The organism is Halalkalibaculum roseum, from assembly GCF_011059145.1.
GTDB lineage: Bacteria > Bacteroidota > Rhodothermia > Balneolales > Balneolaceae > Halalkalibaculum > Halalkalibaculum roseum.
In genome coordinates this window covers 312,784-329,995 of sequence record NZ_JAALLT010000003.1, presented here as the reverse complement: position 1 = coordinate 329,995, position 17,212 = coordinate 312,784, and the positions used below count along the sequence as shown (strand labels likewise).

Here is a 17,212-nt window from a genome sequence, read left to right as displayed (position 1 = left end):
TAAGATACATGTAACACCGGGTTTGCTCACTCTTTGGAATAACTTATAGATCTTGAGACGGGATTCATCTGTACGATATCTTCATTCGGGACATCGGGCCGTTGCGTTTTAAAAGTGACTGTAGCGTTATAATTGCCGTCATTGAGATCTGATTTAGGGATCGAAAAAATTTGCCGGTAATCAAAATAAATGGAAGTTGAAGCCAGTTTTTCTGCTGCTGTGTTACCATCGGCATCGTTTACTTCCAGGATGATGGAACCCAGGAAGGGGGAATTACCGGTTCTGCTTGCGTCGATGATAAACTCAATATCATCTTCGGTATCACGGGCAGAGAAATTATTAATATCGATTCCGGTATTTGTCTCTCCGTGCTTGTAAAACAACGTGGTAACCTGTTCAAACTGATAAGTTATCTGGGCGGTAATTTCATCATCTGAGGTCGCCCCTATGGCAGGCTCCTGGGCGTTTGAGGTCGTTTTTATGCGGGTCCAGTAGGTCCCGTTTGAATAATCTTTTGGCCGAATGGTAAGCCTGACTGTCTGGCGTTCACCGGGTTGCAGTACAAAATTTTGCGGGAAACCTCTTACTACATCACTGATACCATATTGATTAGCAGCAGTACTATCATTATAAATCATATCTATATTTCCCTCCGGTCCTGTCACAGGATAACCAAATGGGAACTCAATGGAGACTTCCTGGGCTTCTTCTGAGCCGTTTAGTACCAGGAAACTGCCAAACCGGTTTTGCTGGTCAACAAAAACCATAGTTGGCGCTATAGTAATTTGCGCCAAAACACCGTTAGCAGAAAAGGCCAAAATTAGTAGAACTATGAGAGACAGCTTTTTCATTGCAGGGGCTTCAATTATGGTTATTGTAAAGAACCTAAGGAATTTGAACTAAAAAACCATTCTAAAGAATCTTTATGCATGGCAAATAAGAAGGTGATTTACAATAAAAAAGCCAAGATTATGAACCTTGGCTTTTTTAAAAATATGTGATATCTGCTAGTTATAAGTCGCTGTCAATACAATGTTACCTGTATAGGTTCCTGCAACTTGTCCGGCGCCCGGGTTTACGGTTCCACCAATAAATACTGTCATATCTCCATCGGCAGGAAAAGTAATAGTAGTACCGGCGTTAGGATCAAATTCATTGGATCCGCTTGAAGTGTTTCCGTCTTCCCAGTTTGCATCAGTAGTGCTGAAAGAAATTGGTAAATTGTTGGCACCGAGAGTCAAATTTGCTGGCAAAGTGAAATCTAAATCAATAGAAGCTCCTCCGCCACCTGTAATTGAAAAAGAACCGCCTGAGCCATAGGCAACAGAGCTTGAAACACCCGGAGTTACGTTTCCGAAATTAAGACTGCTTCCTGCGGTGACATCAAGTTGTGCTATTACGGTAGCATCGGCACCTATTGAAGCATTATCTGATTGACCTTGAGCAAATGCTACAGTGGTCAAGCCGGTCATTATAAAAGCAACGAGTGTTATTTGGAGTAATCGTTTCATGGTTATTGTCCTTTTATTGTAGATGATTTTATTTTCTTTTGTGAAAGATAAATGCCTTCTGAAGCCTGTCCTAGTTAGATACTCTTAATTAAGACTTTCTAAAAATCGATGTTTAGAGCTTATTATGGCATCTTTTCAGCTTAGCAAACACATATTTATGAATGCTGCGTTTCTTAAATTCAGGATATTAATGGATCCTAATTTACTGGTAGGTCACATTTAGCGTCAGGGTACCCGAATACGAACCTTCAGCTACAGGTCCAACAATTACATCACCGTAGATATACACATATCCCGTTTCCCAGCTTGGGGATAGGTTTGAGGGATTATCTTCTCCTAATGTTATTTGAAGCAAGTTGTCTCGGAAATGCAGTACCTCTTTAAATTCTGTGGGAGTCTTGGCATAAGCGGCTTCTATAGTTACAGGGATGTTCTCTTTACTGTTTGAAACCTCTGATTTCAAAAATTCGGGTTTCTGAATACTGAGTACGGCACTTTGAGCAGCGAGCGCTTTCAGCTTGAAGATACCCATCCGGCTTTCACCCAGTGATATACCTACTGTACCGCTGTTTGAGATAACAGTGCCGAAATTCAAATCCTGTAACACTTCAATACCGAGTTCAGGTTGCACATTCATGCTGAACTGGACAGTTTGAGCTGAAACTGAATATAATGGCATAATGAATGCCATTACCAATAACAGACATTTTTTTTGAGCTAGACTACTGATATGATGTTTGTCTTTAATCATATTCAACTAATACATTTATGGTATTGGAATACAACCCGGCGTTCACGTTGCTCACGAGTATGTCACCATAAATATATAAATAAGCGGTACCGGTTTTATCTTGCCCCGGATTGTTGGGTAGTTGGAAGGTTTGCGTGGAAACCGGTAAGGAGATGACGGTAGCACCGGAAGCGTTATTATTACCGGTATCATTGTAGGCTGCCCTGAGAGTAAAAGGCAAAGCATTTAGGGCATCCAGTCGAAGATCGGGAGGTGCAGTGAATGTTACCCTGATACGTTGATTCTCTTTTCCTTCTACCTGCAAAACTACTGTTTCAGGAGCAGTAAGCAGTATTTGTACTGTTCCTTGGTTTTGAATTACACTACCAAAGTTTAAATCCCCAGTAAGGTTGGTAATAACAATATCCTGTTCTGCATTGACATTGATATTTCCCCGCTGGCCATAGATGGCACTTGTGAGCGTAAACCATATAGCTGCTATGAGTGTAATTCGTTTCATACATTGATGACTTGTCAAATATACTCTACTTCAATTGTGAAATCACCGTTATATTGTCCCGGTTTGGCATCCTGAATGTTTATTTGACCCCCGATCCAGAAATAGTACTCTCCCTCACTGTTAAGGTCAAAATTACGATTTTCACTTTGCAACAACTCCGCGGAACTTTGATCGTCCCGATCATTACCGGCAATTTCATAGATAAATGTAAGGGTGGAAGAGCCGTCAGAACTTGTTAATGTACGTTCTCTTACAAAACTCACTCTGATTCGTGATCCGGGAATACCGATAGCTATCATTTTGCCGGTTTCGGAATCCTGTAATGGGCTAATTGAGATTTGCTGTTGCCCAGGCTGTACCGGACCGAACTGCATGTCCCTGAGTGTGATCATCTCAATGGTATTCACAACTCGTGCCGATACGCCAATACTGTATCGATCACTGGAAGTACCTCCCTGTGCAAAACTGGCAGGTGCAAAAGCTCCACCTAAACTGTACACGATAGCTGTTAATGCTATGAGTGTTTTCAGGTTCATATTTCTGTAGATGATCTGGTAATTTGTCCTTATTTGCCCAAATATCCTGTTTTTGAGGTCCTATTCCCAGTTATATTTTTTTAATTAGAAGGGTTTAAGCTGTTTTATTAGGGCCCATTGCTTTAAGGTGGTTGAACCACCAATGATATATGCCTTTATGCGGGAGTAAACCTCCCTTTGAGCTAAGAAGATTCTTTCTGAAACTCTGGGAATGCTCTGTGTAACTCTGAGAAACAGCCTACTCGAAGGTCACAATACGCCTGAAACCGTCTTGATCGAATATAAGGGCAGATGCCTGCCTGGCATACTTCTGTGCGTTACAGTCGTAATTTATACTTATGGAGCCGTCTAATACGATATCCAGTGTCGGGGCGCTTCCCGTATTACCCAGAACCACCGAACCGGCAATGGAGGGGGTATTGTCAGCCCGGAAATCCCAGGCATCTTCAAATATAACCAGTCCGTTAAAAGTTAGTTTATCAGCAATATCGGTACTCCCTTTGTAATAGAGTTTTCCATCATCCTGAATGATTAAAATCCCATATCCTTCCGAAATGTCACTTTGAATATCGGCCGGGGAGTCTACAAAATAGACACCGGGACTGGTGGAATCGCCCAACGTTCCGGTATAATTCCCATTGAGATGCTTGACCTCCGGCATTGTTTCCAGGTAGTCAACTAACTCTCCATAAGAGCTGTAAGACGTGTTTGCATCTACTTTAATGGCGGGATTACCTTGCAGCTGTCCGCTACCAATGTTATTGACAATCTCAGTACTGTCAGCGGAAGATGAGGCAATAATGCCCGGAAGATCTTCACACGATCCCATGGAATCGGAACCGTTAATGGTGGCACTGTCTGCCATCAAAAAGGTGAAATTGCCGGATGAGAAGGACATGACGGATTTAAATTCCGGAACAAAATGAAGCTCCGATTTTTCATATAGGCTGGTTACCGTAGCGCTTTGTCCGTCATAAGTTGCTGAAGCGTGTATTCTAAATGTTTCTTCTTGCAAGCCTGAATCATTGGTTGTTTGGGACACCTTTTCTATCCACAATTGAGTATTTGCTCCATTGATGACATCACTCCATGCACTAGATACGGTATCATGGGCATCCACCCATGCAGGGTCTTCATTGATATTTTCAATACCTACCTGTATGGCAATCTGGGCGGCATTTTGGGCCTGCATTTGATTGGCATAACCCACATTGGAATTGGTAAGTCTCTGCGCCTGGTTATTCGTGCCAAGGGTGGTGTAACCCAGGGCAATGATCAAACCGGAACAAATGATGATCATGGCACGACCCATAATCCTAACCTCAATTGATTAAATTACTATTGCATAACTCTAAGTATAGTTATTTAAACAATTCTCAAGACAAATTCTATAAGTAATATAAAAAGCCTGCCAGGGTAACTGACAGGCTTTTGAAAACTAACTAGAGGTGTTGAACTCAGTTCAGTCTATTCAAAGGTAACGATTCGTTTATATCTCGATTGCTGAAAGGCCATTGCCGCTGCCTGGTTGGCGTAATCTTCGCCTTTACAATCATAGTTAACAGTCAGATTTCCGTTAAGATCAATATCGAGATCTTTACCGTTGTAATCATCAGAGTTACCCACTAAGACAGAACCGTTGATAGAAGGGGTTCCCCTACCATCGAGGTTATATCCGTTCTCAAAAATGACCAGGCCATTAAATGTAAGGTTACCGGCAACGTCCAGTTCGGTTCCCAATGAATCTATAGAGAGGGCACCGTCCGTTCGAATTACCATAATGCCATATCCTTCATTGATACCACCACTTAAAGTTGCGGCATCATCAACAAAGAAGACACCCGGGTTAGATTCTGATCCCAGATCACCTTTATAACTGCCTGATATTTTCGTAACCGTACTTAATTCTTCTAATCTGGCAATTAGGTCATCGGTAGGATCGTAACTGATATTGGTGTCCAGTTTAAGCGGTGGGTATCCATCCAACGCATTTTTATCCTGAAGTAATTGTGTTCCACTGTCAGCATCATGGTATGCTATTGCGTTATTGGCAACAATACCGGGTTTATTTTCAGTGCAGGAAGCATTGTTACCGTTAATTACTGCTGACCCATTAGTAGTCACTTTTGTATAATCACTGGCTAAAGTAATAGCTCCTTCAAATTTAGGAACCAGATCAATTTCATTCTTGGTATAGACACTTTCGACGCTGGCCGTTTTACTTAGGTTGTCACCATAGGGAGTCGAAGAGTGTATGCGAAGGGAGTCGATGCCAAAAAAGGCTGGGTTATCGTGAAAATAATCGACGTATAATTCAACGGTTTGCCCGTCTACATTTGGCTTCCATCTGTTGGAAGCATCGTGGTTTTTTGCCCAGTTGGGGTCTTTATTCATTTCCTGAAAAGCCATTTGAATAGCGGTATGAGCGCGATTCTTGGCCTGTACAAATTCTGCGTAACCGGAGTTATTTTCCGTAAGGCGCTGGCCTTGTTCTTTAGTTCCCATTCCAACAAAGCCCATGGAGATTAACACTCCGGCGCAGATGATTAACATTGCTTTTCCCATAAGTAGTAAGCCTCAATTTTTTTAAGAGGATTTCGCTGTAGATGTTTTAGCGTAACTACTTACAAGAGAGCGGTATTACTCAAATGTTACAATTCTATTATATCTTCCCTGTTTGAAGGCCATGGCCGCTGCCTGGTTGGCATAATCTTCACCTTTGCAGTCATATTGGATATTGATATTACCGCTCAGATCGATATCAAGATCTTTACCATTGTAATCTTCTGTATTTCCTACCAAAACAGAGCCATTAATCGTAGGGGTACCTTTACCATCAAGATTGTAGGCGTTTTCAAATATTACAAGGCCATTAAAATTGAGATTACCTGCTACATCCAGTTCTGTTCCTGCAGAGTCGATGGAAAGTGCTCCGTTAGTTCTAATCACCATAATGCCATATCCTTCACTAATTCCACCTGTTAATGAAGCCTGATCCTCTACAAAAAATACACCCGGATTTTCCTGGGTACCCAAATCTCCTTTATAGCTTCCTGTTATTTTGGTTACATCACTCAATTCGGCAAGTCTGGCAATTAATTCGTCGGTAGGATCATATTTAATATCTGTATTTAGACCAATATTAGGATCTCCCTGAATAGCATCTTTACTCTGCAATTGAAGGGTACCTGAAGTGGCATCGGTATAAGCATCTGCATTGTTTGCAACTATACCGGGTTTATTTTCGCTGCAGGAAGTATTATTTCCACTTATGGTAGCACTCCCGTTTGTAGTTACCTTTGTGTACTTACTGGCAAGTGTTAGAGCTCCTTCAAACTTAGGAACCATGTCAATCTCGTTTCGAGTATACACACTCTCAATATTGGCGGTTTTAGAATTATCTTCACCATATAAAGTAGATGCAAATATTCTCAGTGAATCTACGCCAAAGAAAGCGGGATTATCATGGAAATAGTCGACATAAAGTTCTACTGTTTGCCCATCGACCGTAGGAGTCCATTTATTGGATGCGTCATGGTTTTTTGCCCAGTCAATATCTTTGTTCATTTCCTGGAAGGCCATTTGAATGGCGGTATGTGCACGGTTCTTTGCCTGTGTAAATTCGGCATAACCGACATTATTGCTCATAATTTGTTTACCCTGTGATTGGGTTCCCAGTGATACGAAACCGAGTGATATAAGCACTCCGGCACATATGATTAGCATAGCTCGTCCCATAAGATGACCTCTTAGTTAGTCTTAATTTTTAGTCAGTTAGTCGTTGTAACCCTATTAATCCGGTTGATGATTTTTTAGTACCGGATTGCCGTCTAGTCTACGTTTACTTTGTTCGTTGAAACTCCTGTTTATTGTAAATTTCTTGGTGTGTATCTCTTCTCCCATGCTGAGGCAACATACCTGCCATCAGAATTAACCGAATACCTGATTTTTTCTTTGCTCTCCATAACAAGTTCAATATCTATCTGCTTGATATTATCAGGATTGGCGACGGGTGTACTTAATTTATTAATCTTGCTGTCTCCGTATTCATCATAGTAATTGATCACAAATTCTGTGACACCTAATGTTATCTCTGTACTTTCTGTAACATTGGTGACCATATTTCTCTGTGATCGAACCAGCTTAAAATCATTTGGATTATTTGTGGTTGCTACCGGTTCAGAGGTTTTGAACTCCCAGGTAACCTCGTCGATCTGTCCGTTATTATCTACATCACTGTAAAATCTGATCCGGTTATTATCCGCAATGGTAATCATATTGTAGTTGGTACCTGTATCCGGATTGTTATACTTGGTAACCTTACCATTTTGTGCGAAACCGATTTTTGGTATATCATAAGTCAGCATATCCGTAACCGTCTGTACATGCTGTTTGGTAATCTGGGTTAGTGTCAGGTCAGAGCTGCTGGTTGACAGATTGATATTCATGGTAACGATAGCCAGCATCAGCATGCCGGCAATAATATAACTTGTTACGAGTCCTAAATTCATAGCAGATGTTTTATATTTTCAACAGATCTATTAATCAGCGTAATAATTCCTGATAAATTCGAATTTGTATTCTTTCATGTTATCGGAACCATCAACCAGCAATGCATTGGTGATGGTAACGACCATTTTCTTGAATGTAGTTGGCGTGGATACTTTTGAGAATGTGTTTTTGTCAACGTAGAATACTTCAGTACTAATGGTAAAATCACCGTGTTCGGTGTTTACTGTCTCAGTGTGTCCGTTATAGTCGTCAAAATCATTGAATTCATGACGCTCGTCTTCAGAAGTACCTCCGTCGGGACCAAGGCTACCTGCAGAAGTAAACCCACTTGGAATTTTGGTAGGGGGTAAGGGTGCGGTAGTATTGGCATCAAACTCTTTAATTCGGGCTTCTTCAATAATATCCTGGGCAAGTGCAATGGTTTCCTGTTCCAGCTCACCTTCAACCTGCATGGTGCTGTTGCGGATGATCATGGAGTTCGAGGTCATTAAGATCAGAGAAAAAATGATCATCGCCCCGATAACTTGTAAAACTTCAGTGTATCCAAACATAGCGGTGTAGATTAATTAATAGAAACAAACACATTGTGTATCCCTGTTTTATCAGTACTAAAGTTCTGCTATCAAGGATTTCAAAAATTTTGTCTGTAATGATCTTTATTATAAGAGAGCAAAAAGCACCTGATGTTACGTATTAATACTTGAGTACCATATAGATTTTTGTCTCTTTATCTGTGTCAATGATAATAAATTTTCTGCCAATATTGCCTGATATTAAAGCTTTTATAATATAGCTATCGAAAATCTAATAAAGCTTTGTAATCCCGTTGTAGTTTATTCCATATTCACAGGAAAGTTACAACTAAGATTATTTTATTCAATAACACAAAGAGCGTACAGAATCGAATAATGTGACGAGTGAACCTATTGTCGGTTACACAATAGAAGGGTTAATTAGCAAAAATTAATATCTTTAGAAAAGGTAGTGAATGGACTTTTTTTGTGTTAGTAGTTTACGGCTATTTCATGAATATCTGAGTTTCAAATCTAAATAGGTTGTTACTAAAATACATATGAAGATAATCTTACTGGGCGCATCGGGACAGTTGGGACGAGAGTGGCAGCGTTACTTTAATCTTCATACTGACGATTCTCTCATCGTATTTCCATACACCTCAGGGCAATTAGATTTAACTCATTATGAAGAAGTAGCCAGAGAAGTCAGTGCTCGTCAACCGAATGTAATCATTAACTGTGCTGCTTATACACTTGTTGACCAGGCCGAGCTGAAAAAAGACAAAGCCATGGCTATTAATGCAAGGGCTGTAGAGAATCTGGCAAAAGTCTGCAAGAGCAATGATATTCATCTTATTCACTATTCCACCGATTATGTATTTCCCGGTAAGGAAGAGGACCGGAAGCGTTATCCCCGGGGATATCCGGAAGATCACCAGGCTGAACCCGTTAACTGGTATGGTCAAACAAAATGGGAGGGGGAAGAGGCAATTAGAGCATCGGGCTGCAGGCATCTTATTATCAGAACAACCTGGTTATGCGGACTATATGGAAATAATTTTGTGAAGACCATGCTGAAGTACGGGCGCGAAAAAGAAGAGCTCAAGGTAGTTAATGACCAGTGGGGGAGTCCGGGTTATGCCGATGAGATTGTTGCTAATAGCATGAATTTATATACAGCGGATGCTAAAGGGACCTATCACTTGACTTCGAAGGGGCTCACAAACTGGGCTGAGTTTGCAGAGGCTATTTTTGACTATTCCAACATTGATGTAAACGTGAATGCAATTCCTTCGGAGGAGTATCCTACAGAAGCCAAGCGTCCAAAATATTCGAAGTTGGATACCTCCAAAGCTGAGAAGGTAGAAGGAGTTGAGATCACCGACTGGAGGGAGGGGTTGAAGAGATTGTTGAAGCAGCTGGAAAACCATTGAAATTATTTCTCGGTGTAATCTGCAACTTATCTATATCTGCTTCCCTCGCTCTGCTCCGGAAGCGTTAATGCACCTTATAATTCCGTAGCGGAGCGGCGGTATGAGAGAAAATGTAATTTGATAGTGAAGGTATTATATTAACTAGCAATTCATTGCGGGGGTGTGAAATAATTTGTATACCCTAAACCGTTTAAGCGGTTTACAGAATTGAAGTTTAAAAACGAATACATGGAGTTTGAGAAGACAGAAATTGAAGACGTACTGTTGTTAAAACCTGATATCTTTAAGGATAAGCGGGGCATCTTCCTGGAAAGTTATCGTAAAAGCCTTTTCAGGGAACGTGGTTTGAAAGTTGATTTTGTACAGGATAATATCTCATCATCCAAGAAAGGGGCAATCAGAGGTCTGCACTATCAAATAGATAATCCCCAGGATAAACTGATTATGGTCATGCAAGGAGAAATCCTGGATGTGGCAGTAGATTTAAGAAAATCGTCTTCAACTTTTGGCAGGGCAATTACACGCATTATTTCTGAGAATAACAGGCATCAGCTATTTATTCCAAAAGGATTTGCTCACGGCTTTTCAGTGTTATCTGACGAAACATTGGTATATTATAAGTGCAGTGACTATTACAATCCTTATGGAGAACGGGGCCTTTTCTGGAATGATTCATTACTCAATATTGACTGGAAAGTGAATGAACCTGTCATTTCAGAAAAAGATAAACATCAACCGGAATTAGCTGATATTCCGGAAGAAGATCTCTTTGATTAGTTTTAATTCCAAGACTTAATAATCAAGATTTTGAAGATATTAGTTACAGGCGGCGCAGGTTTTATCGGTTCCAATTTATTGCTCTTTTTGCATGAGAAATTTCCCTACTATCAATTTCTCAATATCGATAAGCTGAGCTACGCTTCTGACCTCAGCTACCTGGATGCAATAAGCGATTCCGATCGATATCAATTCAGAAAAATCGATATTACTGATCGCGATAAAGTGAAAGAGTCGATTAGAGATTTTCAGCCGGAAGGTGTCTTTCATTTGGCTGCAGAGTCGCATGTCGATAATTCAATTAAAGGTCCTGAGCCTTTCATACTCTCTAATGTGGTGGGTACTTTCAATCTTCTGGAGGAGTGCAGGCAACTTTGGCAGGAGGACGAACAAACCTGGCAGAACCGTTTTCTACACGTTTCTACAGATGAGGTTTACGGAACACTGGGAGATGAGGGATACTTTACCGAGGAGACGCCCTATGCTCCGAACTCGCCCTATTCTGCTTCGAAGGCCGGTAGTGATTTTATTGTTCGCTCTTATTTCCATACATACGGTATGAATGTAGTGACCACCAATTGTTCGAATAACTTCGGTCCCCATCAACATGATGAGAAGTTGATTCCTACCGTCATTCGGAATGCTGTAAAACACAATGAAATCCCGGTTTATGGCAAAGGGGAAAATGTGAGGGATTGGCTGTATGTAGAAAACCATTGCGATGCCTTAGACCTGGTGTTCCATGAGGGGAGGTCTGGAGAAACTTACAATGTGGGTGGAGACAATGAGTGGCAAAACCTGGAGCTGGTACATCTTATTTGTGACTTGTTGAATGAAGAAGTTGGCGATGGCCCGGATGGTGATTATAAGAATCTGATCAGCTTTGTTACCGACCGCCCCGGTCATGATTATCGATATGCTATCGACGCATCAAAGATTAAATCTGAACTGGGTTGGAAACAGGAGGGATCCTTCAAGGAAGATCTCAGAAGCACAGTTAGATGGTATATTGAGCGGTATTCATAGTTCAGTGGCATCCGTGTACCATTAAATTAACGGCTGTTTCTTTGGTTCTATATCATCAAAATTTTTTATGGTCACTTTGGTATGAAATTCACCCTTTTCTCCCATGGGGTCTATCTCTTTGGGCAGCTGTCGCACAAAACGCTGATTATAAGTCTCACCGACCGCAATGAATTTTCTGTACTCCTCTTTCACAGCACTTATAGTAACTTCTACCGGCTTTAACAGAAGAACAGGCATCAATTCATCCAGACTCTTCCTCCAAATCGGGAATAGACATTCATAACCCATTTTACCGAACTCTTTCTCTCGCCACTCTTTAATGTCTTCCAACTTCCAGTCACCAAATAAAAGGTGCTCTATTTCCTGATCTGTTGCTTCAAGAGCTTTTTTGACTTGATTAAGGTATACATCATTTGGGCACTGCCTGGGCAAGGGTACCGTAATCAGATCAAGATCCAGTTTATCAGCCTGTTGCTGAATTTCTTTAAGCTCAATTTCCTGAAAGGGAACTATTTTGCGTTCCTCTTCATAAGTAGTCAGTAACTTCAGTTCATGTATATCATTCTCCTTACGATAAAACTCGAGGGCTAGATAGGAATCTTTTCCACCGCTCCAGAATAGAATATCCATTTATGAGAATTTTTCAGGAATTCAGATTCAGGAATTAATTCGAAAGACATTCTGAATTCCGGTTACTGAATTCCTATATTTGGGACCAATTAATTTCGACCAACATAAAAATATTTCTAACATGAGTAAACGTAATTACTGGCTGATGAAATCGGAACCCGATGCTTTTAGTATTGATGATCTTAAAGAAGTGGGTACAGAACCCTGGGATGGGATACGTAATTACGAAGCCCGTAATTTCATGAAAGATGATATGGAAATCGGGGATGGAATTCTATTTTATCACAGTAGCGTTCGGCCCCCGGTGATCGTGGGTACTATGGAAGTGGCCAGTGAACCCTATCCCGATCCCACACAGTTCGATCCGGATTCAAAATATTTTGATGAAAAGAGTAGCGAGGAAGATCCTACTTGGGAATTGGTTGATGTGAAATTTGTTCAAAAATTTGATGAGCCTGTAACGCGCGATGCCATCAAAAACGAACCGGCTTTGGAAGATATGACGTTATTAAAGCGTTTTCGACTTTCGATTACCCCGGTGACGGAAGAGGAGTGGCTTAAAATTCACGAGATGGCCGGTGCGAAACCAAAATAGAGTGGCAATAATTAGTTGCAGTTGCTCATGAACCATCTTACGTGACAGATAACTGTAATTTCATGAAATCGATCATAAAGTTCAGTAATGAATAAAAAGTCTAAAGAAGTATATCTCCGAACCAAGGGTATTCTGCCTGTCCAGAAACTTCATATCCTGGCTGATGCCGGAATCATTTCGGCTCAGGACGATTATCCCCTTGAGGAGAACCAATTTCAGCCAAACTCCATTGATTTGCGTTTGGGAAAGAAGGCGTACCGGGTTCGCAGCAGTTTCTTGCCTGAAGATGAATCCGTAAAACAGAAAGTGGACAAACTCCGGCAGTATGAATTTTCAATTGAAGACGGGGCTGTCCTCGAAACAAACTGTGTCTACATTATACCACTCCTCGAGGAGCTGAATTTACCTTCTCATATTTCACCGCAGAAAGCGCTTTTTAATGGGGATACAGGATATGATGATATCCGAATCATTTCCGAGGAACACCTGACTGCAAAAGCCAATCCCAAGAGTACCACCGGACGGTTGGATATTTTTACACGGGTTATAACAGATTATTCGCATCGATTTGAGGAAATTCGATCAGGCTACAAGGGTAGGTTATACCTGGAGGTGGTCCCTAAATCATTCCCTATAAAGGTAAGGACCGGCCAGCGCCTTAACCAGTTACGCATCCGTCACGGACATACGGTGCTCTCTGATCAGGATATACTGAGAATGCACGGTTCAGATCCATTGCTTTTTACCGGTGGCGGAAAAATCCTTGAGCTTGATAACCTCAAGGTAAATAACGGACTCTTTTTAAGCGTGAATCTCCATGCCGAGGAGGGCACAATTGTGGGTTATAAGGCTAAGAAACACCGTGATTTGATTGACCTTGAAAATGTCAACCACTATGAGGTCAGTGACTTCTGGGAACCTATTCACTCTAAACCTGATGATCATTTGATTCTGGAGCCTGAAGCGTTTTACATTTTTGCCTCAAAAGAGCGCTGCCGCATCCCTGAGCATTTGGCGGCTGAGATGATTGCCTATGACACCGGTTCCGGTGAGTTACGAACACATTACGCGGGCTTCTTCGATAGCGGTTTTGGCGGAAGGGTGGAAGACAGAGGTGCACGTGCCGTACTTGAGGTACGTTCGCATGATGTTCCTTTCCTGATAGAAGACGGTCAAACATTCTGCAGCATGCAGTTTGAACCCAATACAGAAGTTCCTGAATTTGTTTATGGGTCAGACATCAAAAGCAATTACCAGGGTCAGGGTCTGAAACTAGGCAAGCATTTCAAACAGGATTAGTTATAATGGCTTACAGAAATGTTACGAGATGTATTTGTCACAGCCGTTCATTCGAAGAGATTAAAGAGTATGCCAAAGAGCAAGGGATAAGTTCTGTGGAGAAACTCCAAGAGCGAAAATACTGCAGTAGCGGTTGTGGATTATGCAGCCCCTATGTTGAAATGGTATTAGAAACCGGTGAAACCGAATTCACACCCGGAGCTTACTACAGGAAAAAGAAAACAAGCTGATGATTTGTGCTCGTACTAGATTATTCAGGAATTGAATCAAGCAAATCATGAATATTTTTTACGCCCCACCCAAACAGGTTTACGATTCACATATTGAGCTCAGCGGACAGGAAGCAAAACATGCTACCAAGGTCTTGCGATACCGTGAAGGTGATACCATAAACATTGTGGATGGGACGGGTGGTTGGTATGATTGCACCATAGCACAAGTTGCCGGTTCCATTGTTAAGGCAACCATAGAGCATGCCAAACAAATTTCTTCTCCAACCCCTGAGATAGTGTTGGCTATGGGAATTATAAAGAAAAGAGATCGTCTGGAGTTTGCAGTTGAAAAGTCGGTCGAACTCGGGGTAAAAGAGATCGTCCTATTCAGAAGCCGTCATACGATAAAAGAAAATATCAGAATAGACCGTCTGGAAATGACAGCTTTATCGGCCATGAAACAAAGCCTGCGTGCCCATCTGCCTGAGATTACGATTCTTGATAATGTAGAATCCGTGCTTGATACCTACTTTGATCATCAAGTTCTGGTTGCGCATGAAAAAGCAGAGGCAAAATCAGGGATCAGTATTGAACAGCGGAAAAAAAATAAAACGATGCTGCTTGTGGGACCTGAAGGGGGGTTTTCAGAGAAAGAGATTCGAATGACAATTGACAAGGGTGGGCAAGTAATATCGTTGGGAAAAAACCGACTGCGAGCGGAAACCGCGGCTGTAGTATTTCTCAGTCAGTTTATTTGATGAACTGATAACAGGTAATTGATTAGTTTAATCAAGGGACCACGTTTGATACTGTGGCAAGAATCGATTCACGGGAGTACAACTCTCCCTGAGCCGGGAGCAAGAATTGAAAATGATAGGAAGCTGTTTAAAATCATAATAAAGCTGTGACGAGCGTTCACACTTGTCACTAATTCCTCCTTCAAGCGTCCACGCTTGAAGGAGCCCAGACTTTTTGGTCGAACTTTTCCCAGTCTCCCTTTCTCCTCTAGTCCTTTCCTTCCATGACCGGTTTCTGATGGTTTGCTGCGTATTCCTCTAGGGCATGGACCTCGTCCCAAAAAGATCCCACTTTCTCTAGTACATTGTCGAAGATATCCTGGAAAACAGGATAAAATTGTTTCTGACCCCAAACTTGTCGTGCCAGGGAAGCTTTGGCATAGCCTAGCGGCATCCATTCTATTTCTTCATAATGACCTTTTGGAACAAAAAGCGAATCATTACGGAAAGTAGGGTCGGTAAGCGTATCTGCTACAACCATATTATGGTCTTTGAACATAGCGTAAATTTCCTGTTTATCTTTTTCATCCCAGGTGAAATCCTTCCGGAATTGCTCAAAGTCGCCTTCCCATTTACTGCGGAACTCTTCATCATAATTGTCCAGGTAATTGCGGACAAAGTTAAAGGCGATTTGTTCGCGCATCATGAAATTGACGACCAATGCAGATTGGGAAGTATCGGGCTGAACAATCTTATCAGGGACTACACCGCCGCCTCCATAGACTGTACGTCCGGCATCGGTATAGTATCTTAATGAATCGGGGACATGGTCAATAAATTCTTTCACGTCGCCGTTAGGATCATCATTACGTTCATAAATCTCATAGGCATACGATTCACTGCCTTCTTTCGAATAAGGTTTTTGAATCAGCCGACCAGAAGGGGTGTAATACTTTGATATCGTTACACGAATTTTGCTGGAATCCACGAGTCCATACTGCTGCTGTACCAAGCCCTTGCCGAAAGAACGGCGACCAACGATCAGTCCCCTGTCATGATCCTGAATGGCACCACTGACAATTTCACTGGCCGATGCCGATCCTTCATCGATCAATACGATGACCGGCTCTTCCTTATATTCGCCATCCCTGCGTGAGTAATAGGAGTTGGTAAATCGGGTGTGTCGACTTTTGGTAGACACCAGCTTGGTACCTCTGGGAAAGAACTCTTCAGCAATTGCAACAGCCTGTGCCAGATAACCGCCGGGATTGCTTCTCAGGTCAAGAACGATCTGTTCCATTCCTATATCCTTCATTTGCTGCATGGCTTCCATAAATTCTTCATGAGTGGTAGCGGCAAACCGGTTGATCTTAATATAGCCTGTTTTATCATCAAGCATATAAGAAGTATCTACCGTATAGATAGGAATGATATCTCGGGTGATGGTGAATTCTATCGGATCTTTAACTTTGGGACGTTTGATGGTCACATCCACCTTGCTGCCCTTGGGACCTAATAGGGCATCCTGAACATCCTCGTTCTCAAAGCCAATAGCACTGCTGTCATTAATGGCAATAATGCGATCACCGGATCGGATACCTAGCTGGTCACTGGGGCCCCCGGAGATCGGAGTAATGACTGTTATAGTATCTTGTATGATGTTAAACTGAATACCGATACCCTGAAATTTGCCCTCAAAATTTCGTTCAATATCTTCACTTTGTTCGGGCTCGATATATACCGAATGAGGGTCCAGTGATTTAAACATACCTCGCAAAGCGTCTTCAGTACGCTCATACATATTCTCGTTGGGGTAATTATTGGCCAGATAGAGGTAGGCATCTTCAAACCTTTTCACCGATTCCGACAGACTGCTGATAGTGACTTCTCCAAATGCGGTATCTGCCGGGGTTCCTTCCAGCATTGCTGTACTGTCTTTCAAATTTTTTACCAACCCTTTAATGCTGCTTTTGTAAAGCTCACTGATATCTACTTTATCAACATAGTTATCAATAATTCGCCGCTGGGTCTGAATATATTTCTGAATGTTTTCACGGTCACTTCCATGTGACTTTACGATGGTGTCCACTCCGGCAAACCAGAAGACAGACAACAGAATCAGAATAGCTGCATTTGGGGCTAGAAACTTTTTAAAGCTCATAAAGGGTAAAAATTTGTT

At 41.7% G+C, this 17,212-nt stretch carries 19 protein-coding genes; 7 read left to right on the top strand and 12 right to left on the bottom strand.

From position 1 onward, the window contains the following. Positions 1–26: 26 nt before the first annotated feature. From G3570_RS09985 to G3570_RS09940, 10 genes are all read right to left on the bottom strand, one after another. Positions 27–851: a fimbrial biogenesis chaperone gene (locus G3570_RS09985; RefSeq protein WP_165141864.1), complete on the bottom strand. Its 825-nt coding sequence runs from the start codon at positions 849–851 to the stop codon at positions 27–29. Positions 852–1,007: 156 nt separating this feature from the next. Further along, a complete protein-coding gene (locus tag G3570_RS09980) occupies positions 1,008–1,511 on the bottom strand; it encodes a DUF4402 domain-containing protein (protein ID WP_165141862.1) in 504 nt (167 codons plus the stop codon). A 202-nt stretch (positions 1,512–1,713) separates the two neighbouring features. Then, on the bottom strand, positions 1,714–2,190 hold the full coding sequence (locus G3570_RS09975; protein WP_249066950.1) for a hypothetical protein: 477 nt from the start codon (positions 2,188–2,190) through the stop codon (positions 1,714–1,716). Between the two features lie 64 nt (positions 2,191–2,254). Continuing rightward, complete coding sequence (locus tag G3570_RS09970) at positions 2,255–2,761, bottom strand: cellulose biosynthesis cyclic di-GMP-binding regulatory protein BcsB (RefSeq protein ID WP_165141858.1); 507 nt, start codon at positions 2,759–2,761, stop codon at positions 2,255–2,257. 14 nt (positions 2,762–2,775) lie between these two features. Continuing rightward, positions 2,776–3,297, bottom strand: coding sequence for a DUF4402 domain-containing protein (locus tag G3570_RS09965; RefSeq protein WP_165141856.1), 522 nt, complete (start codon positions 3,295–3,297; stop codon positions 2,776–2,778). Between the two features lie 238 nt (positions 3,298–3,535). Beyond that, positions 3,536–4,609, bottom strand: a complete 1,074-nt coding sequence (locus tag G3570_RS09960) for a hypothetical protein (RefSeq protein ID WP_165141854.1) — start codon at positions 4,607–4,609, stop codon at positions 3,536–3,538. 155 nt (positions 4,610–4,764) lie between these two features. Then, a complete protein-coding gene (locus tag G3570_RS09955) occupies positions 4,765–5,862 on the bottom strand; it encodes a hypothetical protein (RefSeq protein WP_165141852.1) in 1,098 nt (365 codons plus the stop codon). A 75-nt stretch (positions 5,863–5,937) separates the two neighbouring features. After that, a complete protein-coding gene (locus G3570_RS09950) occupies positions 5,938–7,035 on the bottom strand; it encodes a hypothetical protein (RefSeq protein WP_165141850.1) in 1,098 nt (365 codons plus the stop codon). Positions 7,036–7,163: 128 nt separating this feature from the next. After that, the gene (locus tag G3570_RS09945; protein ID WP_165141848.1) at positions 7,164–7,808 is read right to left on the bottom strand and encodes a hypothetical protein; all 645 of its coding nucleotides are present in this window, start codon (positions 7,806–7,808) and stop codon (positions 7,164–7,166) included. A 30-nt stretch (positions 7,809–7,838) separates the two neighbouring features. Continuing rightward, the gene (locus tag G3570_RS09940; protein WP_165141846.1) at positions 7,839–8,360 is read right to left on the bottom strand and encodes a type IV pilus modification PilV family protein; all 522 of its coding nucleotides are present in this window, start codon (positions 8,358–8,360) and stop codon (positions 7,839–7,841) included. Positions 8,361–8,881: 521 nt separating this feature from the next. Between G3570_RS09940 and rfbD the strand changes: the two genes are divergently transcribed. From rfbD to rfbB, 3 genes are all read left to right on the top strand, one after another. Then, a complete protein-coding gene (gene rfbD, locus G3570_RS09935) occupies positions 8,882–9,757 on the top strand; it encodes a dTDP-4-dehydrorhamnose reductase (protein ID WP_165141827.1) in 876 nt (291 codons plus the stop codon). A 207-nt stretch (positions 9,758–9,964) separates the two neighbouring features. Continuing rightward, entirely contained in the window at positions 9,965–10,534 is a 570-nt protein-coding gene (gene rfbC, locus G3570_RS09930) for a dTDP-4-dehydrorhamnose 3,5-epimerase (RefSeq protein WP_249066947.1), read from the top strand. Positions 10,535–10,561: 27 nt separating this feature from the next. Next, positions 10,562–11,560 (top strand): dTDP-glucose 4,6-dehydratase, encoded by a 999-nt coding sequence (rfbB, locus tag G3570_RS09925; protein ID WP_165142610.1) that lies wholly within the window; start codon positions 10,562–10,564, stop codon positions 11,558–11,560. A 21-nt stretch (positions 11,561–11,581) separates the two neighbouring features. Here the strand turns inward: rfbB and G3570_RS09920 are convergent, their stop codons facing one another. Further along, positions 11,582–12,190 carry a Dph6-related ATP pyrophosphatase gene (locus tag G3570_RS09920; protein WP_165141825.1) on the bottom strand — a complete coding sequence of 203 codons (609 nt, stop codon included), beginning with the start codon at positions 12,188–12,190 and terminating at the stop codon, positions 11,582–11,584. 121 nt (positions 12,191–12,311) lie between these two features. On the opposite strand from G3570_RS09920, the gene G3570_RS09915 reads away from it, so the two are divergent. The 4 genes from G3570_RS09915 to G3570_RS09900 all read left to right on the top strand — a co-directional run bounded on the left by G3570_RS09915 (position 12,312) and on the right by G3570_RS09900 (position 15,054). Then, positions 12,312–12,785, top strand: a complete 474-nt coding sequence (locus G3570_RS09915; protein ID WP_249066943.1) for an EVE domain-containing protein — start codon at positions 12,312–12,314, stop codon at positions 12,783–12,785. 87 nt (positions 12,786–12,872) lie between these two features. Then, positions 12,873–14,084 carry a 2'-deoxycytidine 5'-triphosphate deaminase gene (locus G3570_RS09910; RefSeq protein ID WP_165141823.1) on the top strand — a complete coding sequence of 404 codons (1,212 nt, stop codon included), beginning with the start codon at positions 12,873–12,875 and terminating at the stop codon, positions 14,082–14,084. Positions 14,085–14,089: 5 nt separating this feature from the next. Beyond that, complete coding sequence (locus G3570_RS09905; protein ID WP_165141821.1) at positions 14,090–14,314, top strand: (2Fe-2S)-binding protein; 225 nt, start codon at positions 14,090–14,092, stop codon at positions 14,312–14,314. 47 nt (positions 14,315–14,361) lie between these two features. After that, positions 14,362–15,054: an RsmE family RNA methyltransferase gene (locus G3570_RS09900; RefSeq protein WP_165141819.1), complete on the top strand. Its 693-nt coding sequence runs from the start codon at positions 14,362–14,364 to the stop codon at positions 15,052–15,054. Positions 15,055–15,301: 247 nt separating this feature from the next. Here G3570_RS09900 and G3570_RS09895 read toward each other — a convergent pair whose 3' ends face one another. Continuing rightward, entirely contained in the window at positions 15,302–17,194 is a 1,893-nt protein-coding gene (locus G3570_RS09895; RefSeq protein WP_165141817.1) for a S41 family peptidase, read from the bottom strand. Positions 17,195–17,212: the final 18 nt, after the last annotated feature.